The sequence below is a fragment of the Bacteroides mediterraneensis genome (assembly GCF_900128455.1).
Taxonomy (GTDB): Bacteria; Bacteroidota; Bacteroidia; order Bacteroidales; family Bacteroidaceae; genus Phocaeicola; species Phocaeicola mediterraneensis.
Genome location: NZ_LT635783.1, coordinates 3477263 through 3503003, shown reverse-complemented (window position 1 = coordinate 3503003; position 25741 = coordinate 3477263). Strand labels below are relative to the sequence as shown.

The following is a 25741-nucleotide window of genomic DNA, read 5'->3' as shown; positions in this document are numbered from 1 at the left end:
CAATTTTTTTTATTTAGAAAAAAGAAGCAGCGTATTTTTATTTTATCTATGATAACTTTTGTATATTTGCCTTGTAATTTTAAAATCTAGCATGTAGATGAAAAATATTTTAATAATTGGGGCTACCGGACAAATTGGTTCGGAGCTTACGATGCTTTTGAGAAAGAGCTATACGGGCAATGTAGTAGCAGGATATATTCCGGGTGCAGAACCAAAAGGAGAACTGAAAGAATCTGGTCCTTCTGCCATTGTGGATATAACCAATTCGCAGCAAATAGCCGATGCGGTAACGAAATATCAGGTGGATACCATCTATAATCTGGCGGCCTTGCTTTCAGCCGTAGCTGAAAACAAACCTCAGCTGGCTTGGAAAATCGGATTGGGCGGTCTGTTCAATACGTTGGAAGTGGCTCGTGAAAAGAATTGTGCCGTCTTTACGCCGAGTTCTATCGGTTCGTTTGGTCCCGGAACTCCGAAAGACAAGACCCCTCAGGACACCATACAGCGCCCTAAGACTATGTATGGCGTGACAAAAGTTTCTGGAGAATTGCTGAGCGACTATTATTTTACACGTTTTGGAGTCGATACCCGTTCGGTACGTTTCCCGGGATTGATTTCTTATGTGACTCCTCCGGGAGGTGGAACTACTGACTATGCGGTAGATATTTATTATTCGGCAGCAAAAGGTGAAAAGTTTGTTTGTCCGATTGCGGCAGGCACTTATATGGACATGATGTATATGCCGGACGCTTTGCGGGCAGCAATCGAAATAATGGAAGCGGATCCGACAAAACTGGTACATCGTAACTCATTTAACATCGCTTCCATGAGTTTTGAGCCGGACACTATTTATCAGCAGATACGGAAGTATCTTCCAGATTTTGAAATGGAATATCAGGTGGATCCCTTGCGTCAGGCTATTGCCGAATCATGGCCGAATTCCTTGGATGATACCTGTGCCCGCGAGGAATGGGGATGGCAACCGGAATATGACCTGGATGCTATGACCAAAGATATGCTTGCCAAATTGAAAGAACGTTTTGGGCGTTGATTCATGAAAGACAATTATCCCCTCATTTTTCTGGTATAGGAGAATGAGGGGATAATTGTTATTTAGCTTCTACGAATATCGTATTGAAAAAAGTTTCAGCAAGTTCTGGATTTATGTAATGAAGCTTACGGCCTTTTATTGTCATAGAATCCATAAGATGATACAAACCTTTGTATCCTTCAGCAGATATATCTAGGACTTTTGTTTTGTAAATATTTTCTGCTTTGAGATTAGAGGTGTGTTCCGGCTGGTTTTTGAATTTGCCAATATAAACATTTTGCTGGAAGATATTGTGAGTTGAAAAGGTCAAATCAAAACGACTTTCTTCTGCAGCGTAAAAAATATTTTGCCGGAAGCTGGTGCTGTCTGCGTATCCACTCCATGAATCAGAAGTAATCATTGTTCGGTCTGTGGTAGCGTATGGTTTATGGTTGGCATGTACAATATTTCGTTCAATTAAGGTTCGTTTTACTGGACCTGCAATATGGATACTAGGTGAGAACATCCCTTGCCTTGTTTCTTTGGGGCGTATTCCATCACCGATGCTGATATTATATCGAATTACACTTCCGATATTGCCACAACTATAATCTCCAGCTTCTCCGCTATTACATATTAAGACCATTCCTCCATAATTGTCATGACTATAATTGTATTGTATGAGGGTGTTCTGACAATTGTAGTCAGAGTCAAACCCTTGGGCGTCCCAGGGTGCTTTATGATGACTCACTTCATTGTATTGTATGATAGTATTGTCGCAACTCCAAGGCCAGATTCCTGCAGCTGCTTCTGTCATAGGAAGTGTGTCGGGAGAATCGCACATAAGATTATATTCAATCAGTGTGCTGTCGCATCCAATGGGAACAATTCCATCGCCTGGAACTTTTTCAATGAGATTTTTTCTTACGATGGTGTGGGTATTCGGATACCAGTTTTTCCGGTCGTAATATCCGCTCCAGATTATGGCATTGCGCGCACAGCGTAGGATATGGCAATTTTCAATCGTCAGACTGTCAAAGCGGGAACGAATACTGTCGCCGCCATTGACAATCAGAATTCCACTGCCTCCTCCTTCTTCTTTGACAAGAGAGCCGTTGACATCCCGTACGGTAATATTATTAATTCTGATGTTATGTGATACACCATAATTCATGCATTCCACTTTTAGCCCTGTACGTCCAGCCAAGGCTTTTTCTCCTGTATTGATTATTTCCAAGTTTTGGATAGTTAGATAATCAGAATTAGAGATGCATACAGCATACTTGGAAGAATCATTACCTATAATGCGTGGCTTTTGTTTTCCTTCACCATAAGCATCAATGATAATGGGATTTTGAGCAATTCCTTTCCCGGTTATTTTCAGTTCTCCTTTGAAGGTCTCTCCACGTTTTAACAACAATTTGGCTCCCTGTTCCAAAGAAAGATTTTCTGTTCGCTTCAGTGTCTTCCATGCATGATTTGCAGACATTCCAGTATTCGTATCGTCTCCATTTGTGGCATCCAAATAATATATGGGAGGAGCAGAAGTACATCCGATTGCACATAGGGATACGATTATAAAAAGGTTTTTTATTATTTTCATGAATCGGGTTAGATTGAGAAAAATAAAAAAGTCACAGGTAGATAGAACTTTTCCTGTGACTTTTATTTAAAATAATTTATTTCAAGTTTTCGTTCAGATCAGCGTCAAATGAAGGAATTGTGGCATAGTTGCGTGAATCATTCCAGCTGCCTGTCACTTCCACACCTTCTGTCAAAGATACGCCTGGAGCGACTTCTACTGGAGTATTTGCCTGGCGTGAAGCAAATGTGTTTTTAAGATCATTCATACGAAGCTGGTCATTGGCCCGAACCACGAGAGCTACATAATATCCTGTGACTTCATATCCGTGCTCTTTTAAACATTTGTCTGCAAATGTTGTCGGGTTATTGGCATAATTTTCCGCTTTGTCTACTCCTTTTCCGTATGCACGGTCTAGCACTTTTTGTAAACATTGTTTGGCTTCTTCATTTACAGACCCGCTACGTGCTTGTGCTTCAGCATACCATAGCAGAACTTCACTGTATGAAACCAAATATAATGTTTGGCTACAGATACCGTTGTTCATTGTATACTCCCGGTCATTATAGTCATTCATTGCGCTACCATCTGTACCTCCTCCATATAGTAAGGTGCGGAACATCGGATGACATTCACTGAGAATGAATGTACCTTTATCATCTTTCTGATACCAATCAATCAGCTTATCTTTATAGGTGTTCTTTTCAACCAAGATCTTACCTCCGTCACTTCCATAAATAGCATCTTTTCGAGGTCCTTCTGGCATTTCTTTCCAATATTTGATTTCTCCTACGGCATCCCCCCATCCGCCGTTGGTGACAGATTCGTATGCCTGACAAACGGAGTTCCAAGAGTCTAATCCCGACCATCCCCATGGGTTGTCTTTGTTGAATTTGACAGCTACTACACCTTCTTGTGAGTAAGGGTTGGATACATACATGAACCGGTCTTTGTAATTGGGTTCCAGTTTGTAATAGTAGTTGCTATTGTTCACACCATCTATTACAGCTTTAGCCATTTGGGCTGCTTTGCTATAGTAAGAGGTTTCATTCAGTGGGTAGCCCGCCCGAGCCATATAAACGGCGGCCAATACCGCTTGTGCAGCACCTTTGTTTATATAGTTGTTCAGTCCGTCTGCAACCCGTGGAGAAGAGGTATAGGCATAAGGTAAAATACGTTCAGCCTCTTCCAGGTCGCTGCATATTTGAGCATAAATCTGTGCTATTGTAGATTTTTTGACATTGAAATCCAAATCCGTGGTAAGAATCAAAGGAATTTCTCCGTACCAGCGTACCAGTTTAAAGTAAGCTACAGCTCTCCAAAAGAGTGCTTGTCCTTTTCCAATATTAATTTCGTCTTCAGTTGTGGGAACTTTTTCTACGTTATTAACAATAAAGTTGGCAGCTTTTATGATTGCATAGTTGGTGTTCCATGCACTTTTTGAATCGGCATTGTTATCATTCACTTTGTAGCTGTCGAATTCCCGATATACATCTTTGTTTCCACTTGTGAGTGCGGTCAAGTCGTCTCCCATCCAGTTAGGAGATAAGGTATGTGTACCGTTAATGGAATATTGCACTTGGGCATATAGTACGTTGATGGCACCATCCAGGTCGTTTTGTGAGGTGAAGTAATTTTCGGGTACCATTTGTCCCTTCGGGTCTTCGGTCAGGAAGTCACTGCAAGAGGTCATGGCCACTGCACAAGCCATTAATGCGCTTATAAATATCTTTGTTTTCATAATGATCGATTTATTAAAAGTTCTATGCATTGTTGATATTAGAAATTCATCTTTACACCAAAGGTGAAAGTCCTAGGAGTGGGATAACCACCTATATCTACACCGCTGCTCACATCCACACTCTTTGAAGAGTCGTCTGTAAAGGCTGAGGCTGTAGGATCCATACCTTTATATTTGGTAATGGTAAACAGATTCTGGCAGCTGACAGACAAGCGGATATCTGCAAATTTAGTCTTAGATTTAGGGAAAGTATATCCTACACTTAAGTTAGCCAAGCGTACATAGCTGGCATTTTCTACCCATTGAGTTGAGTTTGCATAGTTAGTTCCTCCGTTCAGTAAGGATGCAAATTTAGCATTGTTCGGATTGACATCCCAGTTGTATTCGTATGCTTCTTTTGTGTTGATGAAGGATGCATCCGAGATGGAGGTAGACATGGCATAGCGTACCAGGTTCAAACGGTCCATTCCAAAGGCTCCAGTCAGGAACATGCTTAAATCCCAGTTCTTATAGTTTACTGTATTGTTCCATCCAAAGGTGAAGTTCGGATTTGCGTTACCGATTACGGTACGGTCGCCGGCATCGATACTTCCGTTGTTGTTCAAATCTGCATATACGTTTTTACCATCTTTGCTGATTCCTTCCCATACATATCCATAGAAAGAACCAATGCTGTATCCTGGCATGACGATAGTAGATTCATCGGCCATCTTGTCTGCCGGAGTTTTTCCGTAAATATATTCATTAGTTCCTAAGCTTTTTACTTCATTCTTCAGGTAGGTACCTGTCAAAGTGGAGTTCCATTGCCAGTCTTTTGTCTGAACAAGGCGGGCATTGATAGAGAAGTCGATACCTTTGTTGTCAATACGTCCTACATTTGCAAGGTAATTGCCGCCTCCATTATATCCAGGAATAGGTTCCTGCATCAAGCAGTCGACTGTACGTTTGTAGAAATAGTCGAATGAGAATGACAAGCGCTGGTTCCATACCGCAAATTCCAGTCCCAAGTCAAATTGTTTGGTCTTTTCCCAGGTCACATCAGGGGTTGGCAGTGATGTAGGCCAATAGCCATAATACAATTGAGAAGAAGTTCCATAGTTGGTATAAGCTTGTCCTAACAATCCAAGAGTAGAGTATGAACTGATACCTTGATTACCAATTACACCATAGCTGGCACGTAACTTCATGTTTTGTAAGGCTTTAAAGTCTTTCAGGAAAGGTTCATTACTGATATCCCATGCTACTGCGATAGACGGGAAGTATCCCCATTTGTCTGTGCTGAATTTGGAAGAACCATCGGCACGGAATGTAGCAGTTAAAGTGTATCGGTCATTGTAGTTGTAAATCACACGTCCTACGCCAGATAGCAATGTTTCTCTTGAATAGCTGTTTCCTAATGTTTTTGTACTTGCCATATTTACGTTCCACCATCCTACGGCTTCGGTTGAAAGATTGTTTCCGCCGATATTCATGTTACGATATTCAGTAGAAGTAGCTTCCCATACAGCCGTAGCAGTCAGGTTGTGCTTGCCGAATTTTTTCATGTAAGTGAAATTATTCGTTGATTGCAGCATCATCCGGAAAGCATCGCTGTTTCCCATACTGCTGATGGCTGTGGGGCCTGATTTAGCAGAAGAGAAGGAATAAGATTTGTTATCTTGGTAATCGAAAGCGTTTGTGGTCGTAAATGTCAATCCGTCGATAATCTTGAATCGCAGAGACAGGTTACCGGTGGCCGCATAAGTACGCAGTTCATTGTCTGTGGCCTCGATGGCTGCCAGCGGGTTACCTCCAGTTGTGTTTTTACCTACATTATATTTTCCATCTTCAGTGAACATGTCCATGGTTGGGTCATAGTTCAATGAATTGAATATAGGATTTCCTTTACTGGCAATGTAGGTGTTTCCGTTTCTTACGCCATGAGTGAATTGTATGTCGGTGGTAACTGTCAGCCATTTTGTTACGTCTGAATTTAAGTTGACACGTGCGGAGTATCGTTCATTGTCGGAATAACGCAGTACACCTTGCTCGTTCACATAGTTTGCAGAAACGTAATACTGTGTTTTCTCACTACCTCCTGAAAGGGCCAGTTTGTAGTTCTGTACCAAGCCGGAACGGAACATTTCATCCTGCCAGTTTATCCCTTTCTTTCCTGTCTTGAGGGCTTCCAGTTCGCTGTCAGAGTAACCGTTTCCTGGATACCAGAAATTGTACGCTTCGGCATATTCGTAAGGGCTGAGCATATCATAGTGCTTATATACGTTGGATACTCCTACTGATGCATCAAACGTAATTTGAGTTTGTCCGGCCACACCTGTCTTTGTTGTAACCAATACCACACCATTGGCGCCTCGAGAACCATATATGGCAGTAGAGGAGGCATCTTTTAAAACCTGAATAGATTTGATATCGTCAGTGTTCAGCCCGCTTAGACCTCCTTCACGGACGATACCATCCACTACATATAAAGGTTCATTGCTGAGGTTCACAGAATTGGCTCCACGGACACGGATTCGGATGTCTCCGCCAGGCACTCCACTATTTTCTACCTGCACGCCGGAAACACGCCCCTGCAGAGCTTCAGATATACGGGTTACAGGCTGGTCTTTGAAGGATTTGTTGTCCATGACGGCCACGGAACCTGCCAAGTCAGCTTTACGGACAGTTCCGTATCCTACTACGATGACTTCGTCCAATGTTTCAGTATCTTCTTTTAAGGTGAGCTTCAGTGATAATCCATTGCGGTCAACTTTCACTTCTTGGCTTTTATAGCCTATATAAGATATATTTAATGTGGCTCCTGCACTGACTTCGAGTACGAATTTCCCATCAAGGTCTGTGATTGTTCCATTAGATGTACCTTTTTCCACAATGCTGGCTCCAATAACAGGTTCTCCATTCGTGTCGGTGACAACTCCAGAAACTTTGTACGCGTTGTTTTGTTGAATACCGGTTGTTTCGTTGGCAATGTTAGCTTCAATGTGAGTTGAATAGGATATGAGCAATCCTAAAGCTAACATTTTACTTACAGTTAGTTTTCTACGTTTCATAATATTAATGTTTAAGTTTGCTTTCTTTGATTGAGCAAGCTCAAAATTAGTTTTATGAAGACGATGGGGTGATGAAAAAATAGCAGAAAAGGATAAAAACTAAAATTTCATCCTTTTCTGCTGTTTTTTCATCCATTTCCGGTGAGGCTGATTCTTTATTCGTTGTTGTTTTCCTTGTTTATGGTATATTCTTTAGGTAGAAAACCAAATTTTTTCTTGAAGCATTGGCTAAAGTATTTGGGGTCATTGAAGCCTACAGCATAGGCCAGTTCGGAAACTCGTATTTTTTTCTTTTCTTCCAATAGGCGAAATGCAGCCTGCAGGCGTATGCTTGATATGAATGCCAGTGGTGTCATATCGGTCAGTTGCTTCAGTTTCTCGTTTAATGTACTTCTGGACATTTGCATTTCCTTGACAAATGTTACTGTATCGAAATCCATATCACTCAAGTGTGCATTGACACATTCGACGGCTTTTTTTAGGAATTCTTCATCTAGACTTGTATAATCCACATGCTTGGCCTCGAAAACCAGTTGTTTTTTGGAATTACCGTTTTGAGACCCACTTTTCTTCAGCAGGTTGTCTATTTTGGCAAGCAAGACCGGAATATTCAAAGGTTTGCATATATATCCGTCGGCCCCCGCTTCGTATCCTTCTATTCTGTCAATATCGCTAGTTTTAGCTGTTAACAGGATGAATGGAATATGTTTTGTTTCGAATTTTTCTTTTACTTTTTTACATAGTTCAAATCCATCCATTCCTGGCATCATGACATCAGACACGATGATATCTATGTCTTTGTCTTCCAGTTGGATCAAAGCTGTTTCACCGCAGGAAGCTTCTGTAAGGTTAAAATAATCTGTAAGGATACGTCGCATTACATTCCGCAGTTCTTCATTGTCTTCCACGAACAGCAAGGACGGTTTTTCTTTATCGGGACTATGGGCTGGAAATGTTTGGATAGCATTAGCAGATAAATACTCTGTTGTTTCCTGTGGCATGTTTGATTCTAACGTTTCGTGACTTTCGTTTTCTTCGTCAATTTCTTCTTTGCTATATGCATCTTTATTTATGGGTATTAATACGGTAAACGTATTCCCTTTTTCTTTGTCATTCTCCACTTTTATTTGTCCGTGATGCAGGAGGGTAAGGTCTTTAGTCAGAGAGAGTCCTATTCCTGTACCAATGGTGTGGAATTTGCGGTATTCTCCTTCATAAAACCTTTCAAATAAATGTTTCAGCTTGTTTTCAGGTATGGGTTCTCCTGGATTGCTGATGCTTATCTGGAAAAGATTTTGTTCGATATGATAAGCTTGTGCTATAGTGATTGTCTTATATAATCCGCAAATCCAAATTTCCGCAGAATCCGAAACGAAGCGTTCGATTTTCAGGGAAAAGGACAAAACGAAGCGTTCAAAAAAGGAAAGCGCGCAACACTCAAAAAGCCGAAACAAAAGTTTTGTAATGACCTCTGTTTCGGCTTTATAATTTCATAAAAAATGGCTTTATAACGGCATTAAAATAAGGCTCAAAAGTTTGGCCTTCTACTTGAAAAATTGTATCTTTGTTCAGTGCTAAGCAGCTGTTTTATGAACTAATTTTTCCTGTTTCTTATACAGCATCATGTCTGTATATTCGGCAGAATAATTCATGTGGGCATTGAATTCCTTTTTTGTACAACCCTCAAAAGGATTGCCAATGGTTTTGTTTGCTCCAATCCATTCACACAGTTCAAGTATGGAGGATTTATTGGATGTGAAATAAACGAAGGAATGCTTTTCGAGTATCTTTAAAACATCCAAATAATCAGACAAGCGCCAATACATATTGTACGTACCAACATCAGTGGAAAGATAAGGCGGATCAATTAAAAAGACGACTCCGGGAACATCCTTATATTGGTTGAATACTGCTTTGTAGTCGCATGATACAATTTCAAGCCCTTTTAAGTAGTCAGAAGACTCCGGATAACCGGTCTTGCGAATGTTGTTATAAAGGACTTCCTTGCGCATTTCGGCTACAGACAATTTATACTTCATGGAGAACATAAGTGAGGATGATAAGGTTATAAAATCCACGTACCCAACATTTAGTTCTTCTTCCTCGATACGTTTAAAAATGCGTTCTCTAAGTTCCCCTTTAATTGGTTTATGTTTGGGTATCGAATTACCCACCAGCTCCCTAATATCGGCAAGCAGTTTATTTGTCTGTGGGATATTTTTCAGTCTGAACCGGTAGTTGTCGAAGTCATTGTAGACAACAGTAGCATCGGGCTTGCTTCTTTTGGCTATATGCGAAAGAAGTCCGGAACCGCCAAACAAGTCCACAAACACGGTATCTTCAGGGAACTGTTCCAAAACTTTAATAAACTCTTTAGCAAACATTCTTTTTTGGCCTACAAATGGCAGTGGTGCAGATAAATTCATATTCTTCATACGTTCAAGTCAAATTTAATGTTTTCAACTCCGGATAACAGTTCCAGAGTCCGGTCAATGTTATTTTCATATATATGCACATTTCCAAGGTCAAGGGTTATGGACTTCAGGGGAAGCTCCACCTGCCTTGCCATCAGATAAAGATGATAAATATCAGCCGGAAGCCCAAGGTTCGCATCAGAACTACGCTGATATGCAGATAGCACCAATTCTCCCTCATCAATTTGGAACTGCACAAGACTCAGGCAGGGTGCCTGGTTGCTTTCCACCCCGGTTTCTCCAAGAAACAGGACATAATTCTTGCTGTTGCGCTTTTCCCGGTTAATCCTGGTTATGAGGGGTGGAAGCTTTTCAAAGTAAGTTGGATAGCTGTTTACAAGGGTATGGCCGCAATAATCCCACCAGGTAATCCCTGCCTCTTTGTATTTTTCCACATCCCGGACTCCTTGCATAAACAGTTTCAATTCCTCTTTCAGCTTTTTCCTGGCTATCCCGTGGCTTTCAAATATGTCAAGTAAATCAGCGGGGGTTAGCATGAGCCTTTCGTTTAATAGATACTTGATACGCCCTTTCCTATTGGTCTGGATTTTGCCCGTTTGGAGTATCTTGTCTAATGTCTGGTAATACTTATTCATGAGCTTTATTTTTGGTTGTACAAAGGTAGCTCTACCGGACAACACAAGGCATCCCCGGCACATCAATCACACTGCACCGAGCGTGCAGTGCTTTCCAAACCGTTTGATAACATCATACACCTTACGTTCGCTTACCGAATATTTATTTGCCAAAAACGCCACTGCATAAGTGGTCTTTTCACCTTGTTTTTTCATGACCTCATACTCCGTATATAAGTCTATGAATCGAAGGTCATCCTGCTTGCCGCCCAAACTTATAAGCATTTCAAGCGGTTCTCTGTTAAATTTAAGTGCTTCAAACAATGTCATATCCAATCATTTTTGTACTTTTGCAATGCCAATCATTTATTTAATGCGTAAAAACGCCACGAGAGTGCGGCAGAGGGCATTGCCCCCGGTCGCGCACTCTCGTGGCGTTTTGTGTTAATAAATGATTGGCGTCTATATTAACAGGCCGGGGGCTTTTTTTATCCCTCCCCCGAAGGGATTGTCAATCACTCAATCCGATATAATTCCAAATTGAACTTGTCCTTTTTTTCCCAGCCTTCAGCCAGAACTGTCTGAATGAATCCTACTGCTTTTGTATAGAAATCTTTCAGTTCTTCTAACTGAGTAAAAGTATGGTATTCCGGTTGTTCATCCGAACCAAACTTAAACGTCACTGGCAGGGTTTCTCCGCCCGTCTGAACGGCCAAATCGTATGCTGCCTTATAGTTGTACTGGTTCTCCACAGAAAGCCATACATGGGCACCATTATAGGCGAATCCGGATAGGATAGCCGCATCAGTCTGGCTGTTATACCAGGACATAACCAATGTGTGGATTTCCTCATCAGTAGGCTTATGCCCGAACTCCTCTTCCATGTAGGAGGCAGAGCCGTTCTCTTTTTCCTGCACATCCCATCGGATGCGCCATTTGTCTTTAACCGGGTTCGTGCATTCCATCAGCGAAACCCCGGAACTTCCTTCAACTCTTCTCATGTAAACACGTATTTGGTTCTACCTTTGCCGAATGTCTCTGTCTTGATGGTCGTTTCAAACGGGAAACCATCCGGCATTTCCTTTACTTGTGCGAGAATATTCTTCATTTCCTCGCTGTTGGTGAAGAACTTCTTTGCCTCGCCGTTCACTTCGATGGCCACAATACAGCGGTCTTCTCCCTGCTCGGTTTTGATACCGGTCTCAAAGTCCTTCACTACAATGGGTAAGTTTACCAGTTCCCGGATGCTTACCACCACTCCGGGGAATCGCTTTTTACCGTCTTCCGGCTTGTAAGCGACATTCAAGTCTTTAAAACTTCTCATTTCTTTGCCTGTTAATTTTTTAAACAACTTATTACAGTCGGCGTGCTTCGTCATGCCGTAGAAACTGGCAATCAGTTCCCGCCGTCTTTTTCTCGATTTTACCTCGTGCATTTTCCGGGCAAACTTCTGTTTGATGCGTTTCCGCAATCTTACATAGTCGGGACGGATAACATAGCCAAGGAAATCAATGCCTTCTTCCACAGGGAACACCCGTTCATTCGGCTTTATTTCCAAGTCTATTTTTCCCATTTGCCCGTGAACAGCATCACGAATCTTCCACAATTCCGCTTTCGTTTTACCGAGTACCAGTCCGTCATCGCAATAGCGATAGTAATAACGAACCCCGTACTTATCCTTCAGATAGTGGTCTAAAAATACAGACAGAAGCAGATTTCCTGCCCCTTGTGAACTGCGCAGTCCGAAACTGATACCTTCCGGCAGCAGCTTAACAAACCGCTCCAACAAGACCAACAGCCTTTTGTCCTTGAACACCCTCCGGAAGCACCACATAACAAAGTCCTGCCGCGCATTGTCATAAAACCTCCGGATGTCAAATTTGTATGCGTAAAGCGTGCCTTCCGGATTTTTTTGCAAATCGGTACGTATGCAGTTCATCAGGTCATGAGTACCGCGCCTTTTGATGCTTGCACCAGTTGTCCGGATATAACGTTTTTGCAGGTGGCGGTCCACCACATTCATGATGGCAAACACAGCGATGCGGTCTTTCATGGACAGGATCTGCAAAATACGTTTTTTACCGTATTCTTCAATTTCCCTCTCATGGTAGCCGCCCAGCCGGAATGAGCCGTCCGCAATGGAAGCCGTCAGTTCGGTGATAATCTTCTCCCTATGGGCAAGCAGGAATCGTCCCTGCCTTGACCTCTTACGATCGGTTCCGCGAAGTACCGAATCGAATGCCTCCGACATATTGGAGTATTCGATGATTTCCTCGATAATATATCCTTCCCTGCGCATAAGCTATTGGTTAATAAACATGGAAGATGAGGGCCTTCCTTTCCCCGGGTCTGACTTCTTCGAACTGATAACAGCCTACCAAACTCCACCCGACGCGTGATTTTTCAGCTTTCCACCTTTTCTGGTGCTGTTGCTGTGGCTTGCTCCCCTCGGCACCGCTTCGGGGACACGTCCCCGCTGCTGTACGCCGATTTGTTAGATTTCCAGACGCGAGCCGACATTCGCATTCGTATTCGAAGCATCGTTATTCGCATTCGCATTCGACACACCGCCATTCGCATTCGCATTGTTGTACCCGCGATAGACCACACGGACTATTGGGGAACTCTACCGCTTGCAAAGTTACTGATTTAACAGGCAAAACAGATAAACGAATTACACTATCATCCAAAATAAAACGGATATACTGCCACCCGCGACGGTGAGCCCCCAATCAATCCAGTCCCAAGGACTTCCCCGAAGAGTATCTTTCAGTTCCAGACAGGAAGCTGCAATGGCCGCAGCATAAAAGGCCGTCCAAGGAGTAAATCCCAATAGACCTACCATCAAACCACCGATAAGATGCTTGTAACGGTTACTCATTTTTAAAAATGCGATAATCTTTTTCATATACCTCAAAATTCTATTTTTTCGACCGGCTTCGCCGGTATTTGAATACCTTTTAAATGGAATTCGGAAACCATCCGAATCCCGTTCTTTCGTTTTAGTCGCTTCGCTCCACGCTTTGGCGCTTTGCGCTTACGCCACCTCGCGTATCGCCTTGTACGCTGCCACGCTTTGCGCCCGGACGATTTTGCCGCGGAAGGCCAGACGCGAGCCGACATTCGCACTCGTAAGCGAAGCATCGTAAAACGCATGCGCATACGACACACCGCCAAGCGCATACGCATAGCTGTACCCGCGATAGACCACACGGACTGTAGCGGTGCTTATCCAGTACATGTCGGTATAGTAGGTGGAAGATGATCCGTTCAAATTACCTACCGGAACCATGTCCATATACTTGCCGTGCGCCACGCCTGTAATCCACTGACCGCTGTCCTTCTTGCCCTGTACCATACGGATACTGCCGTCAGGCATCCAGATGCGCCATTTGCCCTGGTTGCCGCTGTCATTCGGCAGATCCACGCCGTCCATCATGTCATACTTGTTGCCGTAGATGTCCTCGTAGCCCAGGCAGCAGATATTGTTCACCTGCACCACGGTCGCCTGTCCGTATTCGTCCCGGCTCTTATACCAGGCATACTGATGCACCAAGCCGTCAATCAGCGAATTCGTGATTTTGTTGTTGATGACATACGCTTCGTCATAGCCGATGGTGTCTGTCATTCCATGGTCGGCCGTTCCACCCGTTGTCCGGTTATTGTTATGCTGACCGGCACCGCATTGTTCCTGCATGTCCCTACGCCCGTACTTTGCATAGCTCAGGTTCGCGATGCGGCTGTGCATCAGGGCATCTATCTGCTGCATGCCACGCTGCTGGCTGTAATAGTGGAAGTCCGTCCATGTCATGCTTGCCGTGGTCGAAGCTCCGGTTATGCAGGCACGCAACTTGCTGCCCACTACAGAACTGCCCACAACGGCACACAGATGTTCCTCATTGGCCACCCAATCCGGTTCCATGTCCTCTATCTTGTCGCTGTTGCTCAGCACCACGCAGTCAAACTCTGCCGTGTTCAGAATGGAGAAATGCAGGGCTGTAGCACGTTCCGGAACGTCTGCTATCAGATACATGCCGGCTTCAAATTTCAAGCCGATGGTCGGCACCACAATACTCTTCAGGATGTTTCCCTCCGCATCAGCAAACACACTGCCGATAAGCCCTGTTCCTGGAACGCTCGGGAAGCGGACACGTCTGTAACCCGACACGTCCACTTTGCACACGGAATAAGCCTTGTCCGTCGTATAGGATTCCATCAGCGTGGGCTTGCCGCTCATGATCTTGCGTTCACCCAGCCAGCCGCCCTGTGTCTCCTTGATGGCATCCAGTGTCAGTACCGTCGCGTCCGGAATCGGGGGCATTTCGTCCTCCGGATAACTGCTGTAGCAGGCGTACTTCTTGTTGTTCAAATAATCGTTGATGCCTTTGCTCCAGTAAAACGGCTCATACATCATCCAGTCTCCCTCGCTGCCGTCCAGCTTCGCCACCGTGCAATCGTTCATATCCTCCGCATCGGCATAGAAGTTCGAGCTTTCGTCATGCAGGGGGAAATAGGTCATCTCCCCGTCCGGGTTGTTCACTTCCACCTGCTGCCCGGCTATCTCCACCTTCCGGCTCGTGGGCATCCTGGTCACCTTGGCCAATACGCGGTGGCGCTTGGACAGGATGGCATTCACATGCCCGCTCATTTTGTACGTATTGCCGAATTTGTACCCCGTCTTGTTGTCCAGGTTCGAAACATTGGCATCGTCGGCCACACTGTCGTCAAACTCAATCATCGTATAGGGCGGCTGCTTGATGGTCAGTTCCGGATAACGGGCGGCATACTTCTCCAGTTCCTCATCAGCCAGATACTTCGTCAGGGTCAGCTTGCCCCTCAGTCCCGAATGCCGGTCATCCACGGCACCCGTCTGCGTATACGTTCCGTAGTCGTAATACTTCTTCAGCAGGGTTCCGTCGTCTTCCCGGTCTATCTCCAGCACGAAGCGTTCCAGCTTGCCGCTGCCGTTCAGTCTGGCCTGGTGAAGGCGTTCCAGCATAGCGAACCCGTCGATGCCGGGGCAGTTGGTGTAGCGGTAGCCCCGCACATTATTGATGCCTTCCAGTATCAGGCCACTGTCGGACAGCTTGGTCAGATATTCCAGGAACAGTTCCTCAATCGTGTCCGGCAGGCATAACTGCACAACGGGCGCACCGGTGGCCAGTTTCACACGGGTCAGCCCCGTACCCCTCACGTCCAGTTTCTTCAGGCGGCCCTGCCAGCTCAAGTCCAAAGTAGCCACATTGCCGTTGTCCCCGTTCCGGGCCAGCCGGTTGTTCCGCATGTTCACTTCTTCCAGAAGCAGCATGCCGTTCGTCGAAGCCATGAACGAGCCGTTCCGGTAACCGCTGGCTTTCTCCACGCTCATGTCGAGTTTTACCAGTGAGGTCAGCAGACCGAAGTTGAAGCCGATTGCGAACGCATCCTCATGCCAAACCAGTTCCTTGACTTTCGCCGCACCGATGATCTTCAACGGGTCATTTTCACCGAAGGCACGGGTCAGCTGCAACGAGTGGAGCACGTCCGCATCCACCACGCCGCTGTCGGCCTGCACGCCGTTGCTGGTGGAAAGCTGCACACGGTACGGAATGGTCAGACGGTACTGCATCGGTTTCAGCGTGTAGGCCTTGTCCAGCGATGCCGTACTCTGGTAGAACTGGGCACCCAGCGTGGATACATAGCCGTACTCCACCTGCTTCAGGTCATACCGGCGTTGGATGAAGTAGTTTCGGTGTGCTTTCAACGAACCCTTCAGACCGTAGATTTGCGGATAGGTCTGTTTGGCTCCGTCCGCACCCACCGGCATTTCGTTCAGGAACGGATAGATGTATTTGAAGATGCCGGACTTGTTATAGAGGCGCGAGCACCACTTCTTCATCTGTTCGGTATCGAAATGGTCAATGGCTTTCTGGATACTGAAAGCACTCATGAAGCTTGCGCCCCCGTTCCATCCGCTCACCATAATCTCCACAATCATGTCCCAGCAATTGGCCACGATGAGGTTCCACAGCCACGAGTTATGACCCTGCATCACATAAGCCCCGTCGCGCTTCGTCTGGCGGTTGTCGTCATACTTCCCGGTCAGGAACGACTTGTTGTCAGAACCGAGCTGGCAGTCGCCGTCATAATAGTCAATCGACCATTTCACACCGTCCCATGTGCGGATAAGCATGTTCTTCGCAAGCTGGTCCACGCCGAGGTTGAACTGCACGTACAGATAGTAGGCAATCAGGTGGGGAAGGTCGAAATACTTCGATGCCTCTTTCCTGAACGTATCGCTCTGCCACTTGGCGGTAGGGAACTTGTCGCCGTCGTCCTCATAGTCCACCCCCTCGAACGAATGGGATTCCGTGCTGTAAACCATGTTCCTGCCCGCAGGCGTTTCCTTTACGCACCGGTAGACGAAACTCATCATGCGGTCGGTGGCCTTGTACATCTTGTCGTACTTGTCACCGGTACCGAGGTGGTCTTTCAGGTTCGGTTCTTCCTCCGCGTCACCGCCTCCGTCCGACCAGAAGGTATCTTTCGGATGATTAAATTCCAGTCCTCCGTCAAAGTTGTAGTCCATGAAATCCTTATGCTCCGGTTCGGTACTCGGCAACCAGTGGAACAGGCACAGCGGATTGGAGTTGTTCAGCGTCTCGAAGCAGACGGGCAGGTACTGCTTGTGTCCTTCCTCGTCGGCTTCCAGGTAGTTCAGCGTGTCGCCCTCGCCCCATTTCTCGCCGCCGATGGTCTCATCCTGCCCGAAGATGGGGTAGCTGTCGCTCTTCTCGTTGTTCATGTTGTACTGGCCGTAATAGGTCAGGTCTTCGTCGGCACTCTTCGCTACGAACAGGTCGCACGGCAGGCCGTCGATGGCCGAACGGTAATCGTCCTTCAGCCCATGGTCTTTGGCGTAACGCTGGGCAGGCGTAAGCAGCCCCATCTCTTTCAGTCCGTCATTGATAAGCTTCGCACCTCCGGTATTGGTGGTCATGGACGAGTCCGAGAAGTCGCATTTGGAACATGCCAGCTTCGCGCCTACCGAGTTCCTGCGTAACTTGAAGAGATTTTTTTTGCCGGTAGTTACCACCGGATTCTTCTGCCTGCCGTTTCCGTCAATCTCCCCGTAGCTCAATGTAACCGTCCAGCCGCTTGCCGTCTTCTGGAAGTAGAAACGGAAGTTCTTTCTGGCATAGTTCACGGAAGAAGTACCCTGAATACGGACATATACGTTGGTAAGGATAAAGTCAAGCGTCCTGTCCTCTCCGTTATAGAAACGGACCTCCCTTACCAGTTTGTTGGCCTTCTTGTCGTTCAGCTGGGCCAGTGCATCCACCACGTTCAGCGTGTCGCTGTCGCTCGGAACCTCACTGCCCACGCTGCCCGTGCCTATCAGTACCAGGATCGAGTTCCGGCGCTTCTTCATCAGCCCCATCAGCTTCTCCATGCTCACCGTATCTCCTTCATTCAGCACGCGGTTGTCCTCATCCAGTGAGCGCACGCCCGGTTCCCCGTCGGCATCCTCCAGGTGGTTGCGGTCCACGATGTAGTTGTTCAGCACCTCGTCCGAGGTCAGCGCCTTGTTATAGATACGCACGCTCTTCACGTTCAGGTCGGCACCCGCCGACTTAAATTCCAACTGGCTCTGAATGTCAAAATTCACCTTGTCGAGCCACTTGGAAGCAGCCGACTCTTCACCGTTCACATAGAAACCGATCAGCGTGCGCTGTTCGTTGGTCTGCACGTTCGGATAGAACACGTAGGTAATGCGGATATTCGTACCCGGCTGGAACTTGGTACCCACCGAGTCTTCATAGCGCAGCATCTGTCCGGCATCCATCGCCTCGGTCACCACACCGGTCAGGAACTTGGCCTCTTCCGGAGTCACAATCAGCCCGTACCGGTTGCCGTTGTCCAGCTGCCCCAGGCAGGTGATCAGCTCGGCATCCGTATCCGTCACGTTGGCCGTGCTGTATTCTATCTCCAGCGTCATGCCCACGTCACGGATGGCAAATCCCTCGGGCTTGTCCGCCTCGTTGAAGGGGCGGTAACCGCCGTCAGCGGTCAGGGTCATACCTGCACCACCGGCCAGCAGCAGGCGGTCCTTGTGCCAGCCGCTACCGGCACCATATTCGTTCACGCTCCACAGCACGTCCCGGAACTCCATACGCTTGTCACCGCTCACCCAGCTTGCCGGGTTGTTTTCCGTGTTGCTTCGCCCGAAGGCGTCAAACGTACACACGGCATCCGGTGCCAGCGTGGCTTCAATGTCCGGGTGCGATGTGGTGTTCACCTGCACCTCAAGCACGGCATCGCCGCATGACACACGGTAGTCCAACGGTTCCACGTTCACGTTCGTCCGTCCGTAGCTGCCGGTCTCACCGCGTTGCAGCAGGTCTTCCTTCACCACGCTGCCCCGGTCGGTCACTTTCACACGGGCCGTGTACGCATCGCGGTCATAGCCGGCATACGTGAAGTTCCATGCCGTGAACTGCTCTGCCTCCAGCACCGGGTGTTTCCAGTCACGCTGGAACCCCGCTGCCCGGTGGCTGAACATCAGGCCGGCATACGCTGTCACACCTCCGCCTGCCTTCAGCAGCGTAATGTAATGCACCCGGCTCACCACACCGGAGTTCTCATGCTGCGCGTAGGCTTCCACCACGTTCGTACCCTCCTGCATCTGTGTCAGGGGGATGGTCACGTTCTTCTGCTGCACACCGCTGCCGGCCGAAAGACCGAGGGTAAAGGCCTGTCCGCCGTTCACGCGGTAGTAGATGTTCTTCTCACCGCTCGTGCCCTTGGCAGTAAAGGGGATGTTCACGTCATTTTTATATCCCCCGTCGGCCAGCCCGTTGCCCGCCGAGTAGGTGGTCTCCAGCTCCATGGCCACCATGGTCACCATGGCCGTGGCCGTCTTCATCAGCGTGCCGTCCTGGTAAGTTGCCTGCGCTTCCACCTGTACGGTATAGGCAGTGGCATCCTTCAGATAGGGCGAAGCGTCAAAGGTATAGCTCTGTCCGGCTGTAACGCCCACAAACTCCGCATCCCGGAACTCACTGATGACGGTCGAACCGCGTTTCACGATTACACGGGCTTTCAGGTCGCTGTAGCCGTCCACCGTACCGCCACCGGCAGTGCCCACACCTACGGAGTATTTCACCACAAAGCCGCTGCCCAGTGCCAGATACTGCGAGGCGGGAAGTCCCGCACCGCCGCTGTCCGTCAGGTCGATGTTCACCACCACCTTGTCATCGTCCGTGTACTTGGAAAAGCGCACTTCCTTCGAGCTCTCGCCGCCCTGGTTGTCCTTCTGCTTGACGGTCATCACGTACTGGGTGCCGTCCTCGCTGTCCTGCACATCCACGTCCGTCACCGTACCCACCATCGCATCGAACACCGTTCCGGATGTAGGAGGTTTCGTCTCGCCGCTCACCAGTTCCTCGGTAGGGGTACGGTTTGACAGTTCCTTCTTCAGGAACGCTTCGATGTCATCGCCTGCATAGGCATGATAGGTGCCGTCCGGCTGTTTCTGATTCCATGGTGTTTCAAGATTCATCGGATGCTCGGTCGCGTTGATGATTCCGCTTATTTTCCTTTTTGCCATAATACTGTCCTTTTATAATAATCATTCATTTATCAGTTTTACTGCTACCGTTCCATGCGTCCGATCCGTTCCACGGCTCGTCGCCTTTCCAGTATCCAAGTCCGAAACAGCTGCTTATCGCAGACCACACCAGTCTTGCCCCGGCATAGACAGCCGACAGGGCACGTTTCCCCACATACGCAGCCGTTATTTCCTTACCGCCTATGGTTATCATCGTCAATCCTCCTCATAAATCAGATACAGCGTATTCGCATCCTTGTCCTGCAGCGCCTCGTAAGCTTCCCCGCTCATCACCTCATGCCGGTAGGCCAGCAGTCTCAGGCTGCCGCCTGTTCCGGTATATACGGCATCACCCAGCAGGTAGAGCTTGTCCGGCAGGATGGCTGTCCGGTCCGCATTCATGAATATGCCGGCAGGAGGCACACCCGCCACATCCCAGTCCCCGTACAGGGTGGAGTCCATGTGGTAGGCGAACTTCCCGGCATCCGCTACATACACTACGCTGCCGCCCGGTTTGGTACTCTTGTCAGGTAAAACGTTGCCTGTTTCCATCCATGAGGAAAAGCGTGCGGTAGCCCCGCCGATGGCTGCTGCCGTAGTCTGTTCCACCTTGGCAGCGGCGTTTTCTGCCTTGGCTGCCGCTTCGTTGGCCTTGGTGGCCGCTTCCGTGGCGGCCTGGGTCTTTTCCTCCAGTCCGGCTACGGCTCCTTCCGCTTTCTTGGCGGCAGCCTCGGCACGGGCGGCGGCATCGCTCGCAGGCTTCCCTATCAGTTCCAGGGGGACGTTCACCATCTTGCCGTCCTTCTCCCCGGGCAGTGATTTCACACCGCTCAGCGAGGTGACGGTCTCCAAGTCCTCCACGCCGGTAGAACTCTGGAGTACACGGTCCAGCACTTCCTGAACCAGTTCTTCTTGTGTCATTTCTGCCATACTCATTCGTTTTTATCGGTTTCTGACCCGCCCAGGATTTCGTTCAGGGCATCTATCACATTGGGAAGACAATAGCGTTCCACCGCCATGTGTATCATCCCGGTTTCCTCATCGCTGAACTCGGTCTCGCCGGTACTCTCGAAAATCTTGAACGCAAGCCGATGGGCCTTGATGCCACTGACACGCGTATACAGCAAATCGGCTATCTGCTCACGTGCATCGAAAACCTCCCTCGTCTGACGGGTTATTCCGGTGGGAACGCTGAAATTCCTGAAATCTAACTTTTTCATATATATCTGTTTTTTAGGATGAATGATTCAATATCTGGTAACGGAATCCGTCCGCTTTTGTAATAAGTACCGTTACGGAGTCCCCGGATGCCATCTCGTAGTTTTGCAAATCTTCATTGTGGTTATAGATACCTTTTAGTATGATATTCTTTGAACCGGGTCTGACCCTGAACGTGACAATGGCTGCAAAATCGGTAGGCAAGTAACTCATGCCGAACTTGTATGCCACAGAACTTTCCGACGGCAGCGTAACCTCTACCTTACTGTAGTTGGGTTCATTGTAATACATCAAAATGATATTGTGTTGTGAGAAATCCACCGTGTAGTTTCCACTTCCGAAGGTAAGCAGCTTGGCTTTCGTATTGATAAACGCCGGGGCAAGTAATGCCGCATTGCTGCTGATACCGTAGTTCTTCGTACCGCCGGTAACATCTATAAACAATCCATAGTTCGCTTGGTCGAAGCCGTAATTCCCGTATATATTGGGGGCTGAGTTCACGATACGACCGACAGCGGTAAAAGCTCCTCCTGCAGAAGACGGTATCACATCATCACCGAACATCACATATCCTTTGCTGCCGCCGACACGGAAAAAATCATCATAAATGGCAAGACCGCCACCGCTCCCGTGAGAGTCGGCCACAGAACCGATACGGCCGTTCCCTATCTCAAAGCCGCCGATTTTCCCTTTGCTGCTGTCTATCTCTCCGGTAAACTTACCGTTGGTCGTTTCAATGCTGCCGTCTTCCAGTATCTTGAAGTTGCCGTTGGCCGTTACCAGTCCCTCCAGCTGTATATGGTCGGCTGTCAGCTTGATTTTGCTCACGGTATTTCCGTACTCGTCCTCTTCCTCCACGCTCACCCCGATAAGGGCAATCTTTCCTGTATTGTCCTGCGCATACAGACCGGAACCTTCAGGCTTTATGACAAGCCCGGTCTCTTTCAGCGCATTACCGTCCTTGTCGAAGACCGCCGCTGAAATCTTTACCAGCCGGTCGCTCTGTTCGAACAGTGTACGGTACTTATAGGCCAGTGCGTCCGCCTTGTTGGTGCTGAACACCAGCAGCGAAATGTAAATCACGCCCGTAAACGACAGCTTGAAGTCGCCAGTGCCGTTCCAAAGTCCGTCCAACGTGAACATCTTCTCACCGCCAACGGGCAGGTCCTCTTCATGGCCGAACATGTTGAAGTTCTCAAACCCGGTCTTATCAGCGTTCACAAATTCTATTTTCAACCTTCCGGCCTTGATAACCCGGTAGCTGAACGACAGATACACCACGCCGGGCACCCGTTCGCCCTGGCTGTTCGTCTGCCGGTACTCCGGTACCAGCCGGAAGTCCTCCAGTTTCTGCATGATATAGCTGTTCCGGATATAGGCATAAGGCACCTTGCCTTCGGTCCGTATCTCGGCATGGCCGTCCGGCTTCGTACCGTAAGGACCGCCGTTCGCCCAGATCCAGCGTCCGCCCAGGGTGAACAGCGTAGCCTTGCTGCCCGTCTTCCATTTGTCCATGCCGTCGGCAAAACTGCTGTTGTCCAGATAACTCTGTTCTTCGCGTATTTCCTTGCGCAAGCTTTCCACGGCTGAATGGATTTTCCCCTCGGTTATCTCAAACCGCGTCAGGATGTCCTCGCCCGTCATCAACACGAACGTACCCTTCAGCCACACGTTGTCGGCATACAGGCCGTTTCCTTTCGGCTGTTTGTCTGCCGGGAAAGCGCTGCTCCTGATGCCGTCCAGCTTACCCAGCCGGCAACGAAGGCAGCCGTTGAAGTTCTTGGCCTTCACACCGTCCAGAATGTCGATACGGGGCTGCCCGTCCTCCGTGGCCGCAATGGATATAAGGTTCTGCCGGAGCGGGTTTTCGGTGTTGCCCATCAGCACGCACTCATCGCCTGCCTCCGGCTTCACCCCGCCAAACTCGCTTACCGGGACCAGCACACCGCCGGCTATCACCGAAGCCACCTCCACCCAGTATGCTTTTAGTTTCTTACCACCCGTAACCGCACAGCGCATCAGGTCATGGGCCACAAAGCCCGATTCCTGCTCAAACACGATGCGGTAGTTGTCGCCCTGCTTCACCACGTCCTTGATCTTGCCGTTGGCAGCGGACACCACCAGCTGGCCGCACACGCTGCGCACCTTCTCGATCAGCAGTTCCAGCGCCACCAGGCTTTGCCGGGCAGTCACTTTGTCCACCGTCAGGTTTGTCAGTCCGGTCAGCTGGTCAATCCACAGCTGCCAGCCCTCACCGGTCAGCCCGTCCACAAACTCCGTGCTGCGCAGCAGTTCGCGGATCACGGCAGTCAAGTATTCGGCATTGCCCTCACCATCCACGATGCCGCAGGGCTTGCCGCCAGCAGCCTCGCCAAAGCTCACACCCTTCAGGAAGCGGATGGACTCTTTGGCTGTGTCCGGCTGGTTCTTGCTCAGGAACTCTTTCTGGCTGCGCCGGGCGGAAAACAGGTTGTTGTCCGTGGGCAGCGTCTTGTCCCAGCTTCGTATGATGTCCGGAAGGGCAGCGCCTTCCGTCTTTGATTTCGTATAGCTTTTCAGCGCACCGATGCTGTCCGTCACCTTGTCGAACTTGCCCACCTGCAGCGCATCGCTTATCTCGATGTCCATCTGCCCGGGTTCGTTCACCTTGCGGCTGATCTTGGTGATACGGCTCTGACGGTAGCCTTTTTCCGGGAAATACTTCCGGCTCTCCAGCTTCACCCGTCTGCCCACAAACAGGTCTATGCCGTGCTCCTCGATGTATACCGGGTCTGTCGGGGCTTTGTAGGCGGCAATGTCCAGCCAGTGGTCCCGGTTGTACTCGTCCACCGCAACCGCAAACTCCTCTTCGGCCAGCCGGTAATACTCATCCGGCATCCGGATATTCCACAGGATATAGGTGTCGCCTGCTCGGGGCACCAGCTTGCCGCCCGGCAGCTGGGTGTCGTCATCGTAGGGCCAGATGGTGATCAGTTCGAATTCACGTGCCGCGCTGTCGTAGTTCACCTCAAAATAGTGGTCGTCACTCTCCCCGAGTCTGGCCAGGTCGCCTGTCTGGAACGACACACGTTTTGTCTCACCCGCCAGCTCGTACAGGTTGGGGTCAAAGTCCAGTTCCCCGTCCCGGAAATAATAGACGGTGAATTTGTTTCCTTCATCGTCTGCCACCTCCTCGCTGCGAACCGAGCTCACCGTACCGACCCGACGGGGGAAGATGCCGCTGAAAGCATCCTGCTCGTAATGGTCATAGATGCCATATTCCTCCACGCCCTGCTCGATGTACTTCCTGCCGCCGGGAAGCATCAGACGCGGGCTGCCGTATTTCTCCGCATCGATGTTGCGGGTCGAGCCTACCGGGAACAGGCGCGTATAGAATTTGGCCGTGTTGCTCGTATCTCTTTCCAGGGAGGTCAGCCCCTTGCCATAGCCAAGGGTGATTTCTTCCCCGTGTTCGCAGCGGCACACGTTCACAGTCTGCCCCTCAACCCACCATTCCACCTTGCCGCCTGCCTTTTCCGCGATGGCTTTCAGCGCTTCGTCGCAGTACATCCCCTCGTAGTCTATCGTGATCAGCTCCGTACCTTCCACCGTACCCGTCTTCCAGTCAGTAATGTGGCCCATGCCGTTATTGATAGCCTTCACCACCATCGCCACATGCTCGCGGGGCGTGGCCGTCAGGGTAAACAGGGGGTTGGTGTCCCCGTCCGTCGTCTCCAGCACCAGGAACCGCTTGATCAGGCTCTCGATACCGTACAGCTTCAGGTTATACTCCCATTCACCATCGCTCACCTGCTTCGGCGTGTAGCGTTCTGTCAGCCAGTACCGTTCGCCCAGATAGTCCGTGTAGTCGTTCACGTCCAGGGGCAGGAAGGCATAATAGCTGAACGACAGGGAAAGCACATTGTCTCCCTGCACTTCCTTGCTTTGCGTCGAGCTGTCGTTCACGGCCACATCCGCACGCTTGGTTCCGGCTTTATCATATATCGTTAGAAGCATATTCTAATAGCGTTTGAATGGTTATATAATCGGTTTCGGTTCCCGGAACTTTACCCGGAACTTTCCGGCATGCACACCTTCCGTCCACAGATAGGTCAGCGGGGTGAACTTCGTACAGTCGGCATACTTCACCCGCAGCTGCAGATCCAGCTGGGGGAAACGGATCTCCAGCCAGCCGTCCTTCCCTTGCTTCAGGAAATTCACAAAGGCAAAGTACTGCTTCATCCAGCCTGCCTGGGTCTTGTTGTAAAGCGCAAAATGCAGCGTCACGTCACGCGCTTCATTCCGTGGGGTCAGCACGGGGCTGTATTTTTCCCCGTGCTCTTCCCGTATGTCCACAGCCGTATCCTTCTTGGCCTTGCTCGGGGTCAGGATGGCCGTCAGGTTCTCCATGCCCCCGCGTCGGTCTTCCACCAGGAACACGCCGTATTCCGTCCAGATGTCCGTGCCGTTCACCAGCACCAGTCCGCTCAGTATATTGCCCAT

Annotated in this window: 17 protein-coding genes; 1 reads left to right on the top strand and 16 read right to left on the bottom strand. The window is 48.8% G+C overall.

Features of this window, described 5'->3' with window-relative positions; all coding sequences use genetic code 11:
- Nucleotides 1-97: 97 nt before the first annotated feature.
- Nucleotides 98-1051, top strand: a complete 954-nt coding sequence (locus BQ7480_RS15050) for an NAD-dependent epimerase/dehydratase family protein (RefSeq protein ID WP_072543480.1) — start codon at nucleotides 98-100, stop codon at nucleotides 1049-1051.
- A gap of 58 nt (nucleotides 1052-1109) precedes the next feature.
- Here the strand turns inward: BQ7480_RS15050 and BQ7480_RS15045 are convergent, their stop codons facing one another.
- The 16 genes from BQ7480_RS15045 to BQ7480_RS14970 form a co-directional block, all read right to left on the bottom strand.
- On the bottom strand, nucleotides 1110-2633 hold the full coding sequence (locus BQ7480_RS15045; protein ID WP_139255794.1) for a right-handed parallel beta-helix repeat-containing protein: 1524 nt from the start codon (nucleotides 2631-2633) through the stop codon (nucleotides 1110-1112).
- 76 nt (nucleotides 2634-2709) lie between these two features.
- On the bottom strand, nucleotides 2710-4353 hold the full coding sequence (locus BQ7480_RS15040; RefSeq protein WP_072543479.1) for a RagB/SusD family nutrient uptake outer membrane protein: 1644 nt from the start codon (nucleotides 4351-4353) through the stop codon (nucleotides 2710-2712).
- 38 nt (nucleotides 4354-4391) lie between these two features.
- Entirely contained in the window at nucleotides 4392-7403 is a 3012-nt protein-coding gene (locus BQ7480_RS15035) for a SusC/RagA family TonB-linked outer membrane protein (protein WP_072543478.1), read from the bottom strand.
- Between the two features lie 155 nt (nucleotides 7404-7558).
- Nucleotides 7559-8857, bottom strand: a complete 1299-nt coding sequence (locus BQ7480_RS15030) for a response regulator (RefSeq protein WP_083581841.1) — start codon at nucleotides 8855-8857, stop codon at nucleotides 7559-7561.
- Between the two features lie 120 nt (nucleotides 8858-8977).
- Nucleotides 8978-9838 carry a DNA adenine methylase gene (locus tag BQ7480_RS15025; RefSeq protein ID WP_007562461.1) on the bottom strand — a complete coding sequence of 287 codons (861 nt, stop codon included), beginning with the start codon at nucleotides 9836-9838 and terminating at the stop codon, nucleotides 8978-8980.
- Complete coding sequence (locus tag BQ7480_RS15020; RefSeq protein ID WP_007562465.1) at nucleotides 9835-10473, bottom strand: thymidylate synthase; 639 nt, start codon at nucleotides 10471-10473, stop codon at nucleotides 9835-9837. The genes BQ7480_RS15025 and BQ7480_RS15020 overlap by 4 nt, the downstream gene beginning before the upstream one ends.
- 66 nt (nucleotides 10474-10539) lie before the next feature.
- Entirely contained in the window at nucleotides 10540-10782 is a 243-nt protein-coding gene (locus BQ7480_RS15015; protein ID WP_007562467.1) for a hypothetical protein, read from the bottom strand.
- Between the two features lie 185 nt (nucleotides 10783-10967).
- A complete protein-coding gene (locus BQ7480_RS15010; protein ID WP_007562469.1) occupies nucleotides 10968-11453 on the bottom strand; it encodes a DUF4376 domain-containing protein in 486 nt (161 codons plus the stop codon).
- Nucleotides 11450-12751: a reverse transcriptase domain-containing protein gene (locus BQ7480_RS15005; RefSeq protein ID WP_007562471.1), complete on the bottom strand. Its 1302-nt coding sequence runs from the start codon at nucleotides 12749-12751 to the stop codon at nucleotides 11450-11452. The genes BQ7480_RS15010 and BQ7480_RS15005 overlap by 4 nt, the downstream gene beginning before the upstream one ends.
- A 375-nt stretch (nucleotides 12752-13126) precedes the next feature.
- Entirely contained in the window at nucleotides 13127-13360 is a 234-nt protein-coding gene (locus tag BQ7480_RS15000; protein ID WP_007562474.1) for a hypothetical protein, read from the bottom strand.
- Between the two features lie 129 nt (nucleotides 13361-13489).
- Nucleotides 13490-20041, bottom strand: a complete 6552-nt coding sequence (locus BQ7480_RS14995; RefSeq protein WP_072543476.1) for a hypothetical protein — start codon at nucleotides 20039-20041, stop codon at nucleotides 13490-13492.
- Nucleotides 20042-20066: 25 nt separating this feature from the next.
- Nucleotides 20067-20255 carry a hypothetical protein gene (locus tag BQ7480_RS14990; protein ID WP_007562482.1) on the bottom strand — a complete coding sequence of 63 codons (189 nt, stop codon included), beginning with the start codon at nucleotides 20253-20255 and terminating at the stop codon, nucleotides 20067-20069.
- A gap of 2 nt (nucleotides 20256-20257) precedes the next feature.
- Nucleotides 20258-20977, bottom strand: coding sequence for a hypothetical protein (locus BQ7480_RS14985; RefSeq protein ID WP_007571287.1), 720 nt, complete (start codon nucleotides 20975-20977; stop codon nucleotides 20258-20260).
- The gene (locus BQ7480_RS14980; RefSeq protein ID WP_005798244.1) at nucleotides 20974-21261 is read right to left on the bottom strand and encodes a hypothetical protein; all 288 of its coding nucleotides are present in this window, start codon (nucleotides 21259-21261) and stop codon (nucleotides 20974-20976) included. The genes BQ7480_RS14985 and BQ7480_RS14980 overlap by 4 nt, the downstream gene beginning before the upstream one ends.
- Before the next feature lie 13 nt (nucleotides 21262-21274).
- Complete coding sequence (locus BQ7480_RS14975; RefSeq protein WP_072543475.1) at nucleotides 21275-25255, bottom strand: hypothetical protein; 3981 nt, start codon at nucleotides 25253-25255, stop codon at nucleotides 21275-21277.
- A 21-nt stretch (nucleotides 25256-25276) separates the two neighbouring features.
- The gene (locus BQ7480_RS14970; protein WP_005798248.1) at nucleotides 25277-25741 is read right to left on the bottom strand and encodes a hypothetical protein; all 465 of its coding nucleotides are present in this window, start codon (nucleotides 25739-25741) and stop codon (nucleotides 25277-25279) included.

Excerpts from the sequence above, each read along its gene's own strand:
- BQ7480_RS15050 (WP_072543480.1), top strand. The coding sequence starts at position 98 with ATGAAAAATATTTTAATAATTGGGGCTACCGGACAAATTGGTTCGGAG.
- BQ7480_RS15045 (WP_139255794.1), bottom strand. The coding sequence starts at position 2,633 with ATGAAAATAATAAAAAACCTTTTTATAATCGTATCCCTATGTGCAATC.
- BQ7480_RS15040 (WP_072543479.1), bottom strand. The coding sequence starts at position 4,353 with ATGAAAACAAAGATATTTATAAGCGCATTAATGGCTTGTGCAGTGGCC.
- BQ7480_RS15035 (WP_072543478.1), bottom strand. The coding sequence starts at position 7,403 with ATGAAACGTAGAAAACTAACTGTAAGTAAAATGTTAGCTTTAGGATTG.
- BQ7480_RS15025 (WP_007562461.1), bottom strand. The coding sequence starts at position 9,838 with ATGAAGAATATGAATTTATCTGCACCACTGCCATTTGTAGGCCAAAAA.
- BQ7480_RS15020 (WP_007562465.1), bottom strand. The coding sequence starts at position 10,473 with ATGAATAAGTATTACCAGACATTAGACAAGATACTCCAAACGGGCAAA.
- BQ7480_RS15015 (WP_007562467.1), bottom strand. The coding sequence starts at position 10,782 with ATGACATTGTTTGAAGCACTTAAATTTAACAGAGAACCGCTTGAAATG.
- BQ7480_RS15010 (WP_007562469.1), bottom strand. The coding sequence starts at position 11,453 with ATGAGAAGAGTTGAAGGAAGTTCCGGGGTTTCGCTGATGGAATGCACG.
- BQ7480_RS15005 (WP_007562471.1), bottom strand. The coding sequence starts at position 12,751 with ATGCGCAGGGAAGGATATATTATCGAGGAAATCATCGAATACTCCAAT.
- BQ7480_RS15000 (WP_007562474.1), bottom strand. The coding sequence starts at position 13,360 with ATGAAAAAGATTATCGCATTTTTAAAAATGAGTAACCGTTACAAGCAT.
- BQ7480_RS14995 (WP_072543476.1), bottom strand. The coding sequence starts at position 20,041 with ATGGCAAAAAGGAAAATAAGCGGAATCATCAACGCGACCGAGCATCCG.
- BQ7480_RS14990 (WP_007562482.1), bottom strand. The coding sequence starts at position 20,255 with ATGATAACCATAGGCGGTAAGGAAATAACGGCTGCGTATGTGGGGAAA.
- BQ7480_RS14985 (WP_007571287.1), bottom strand. The coding sequence starts at position 20,977 with ATGAGTATGGCAGAAATGACACAAGAAGAACTGGTTCAGGAAGTGCTG.
- BQ7480_RS14980 (WP_005798244.1), bottom strand. The coding sequence starts at position 21,261 with ATGAAAAAGTTAGATTTCAGGAATTTCAGCGTTCCCACCGGAATAACC.
- BQ7480_RS14975 (WP_072543475.1), bottom strand. The coding sequence starts at position 25,255 with ATGCTTCTAACGATATATGATAAAGCCGGAACCAAGCGTGCGGATGTG.
- BQ7480_RS14970 (WP_005798248.1), bottom strand. The coding sequence starts at position 25,741 with ATGGGCAATATACTGAGCGGACTGGTGCTGGTGAACGGCACGGACATC.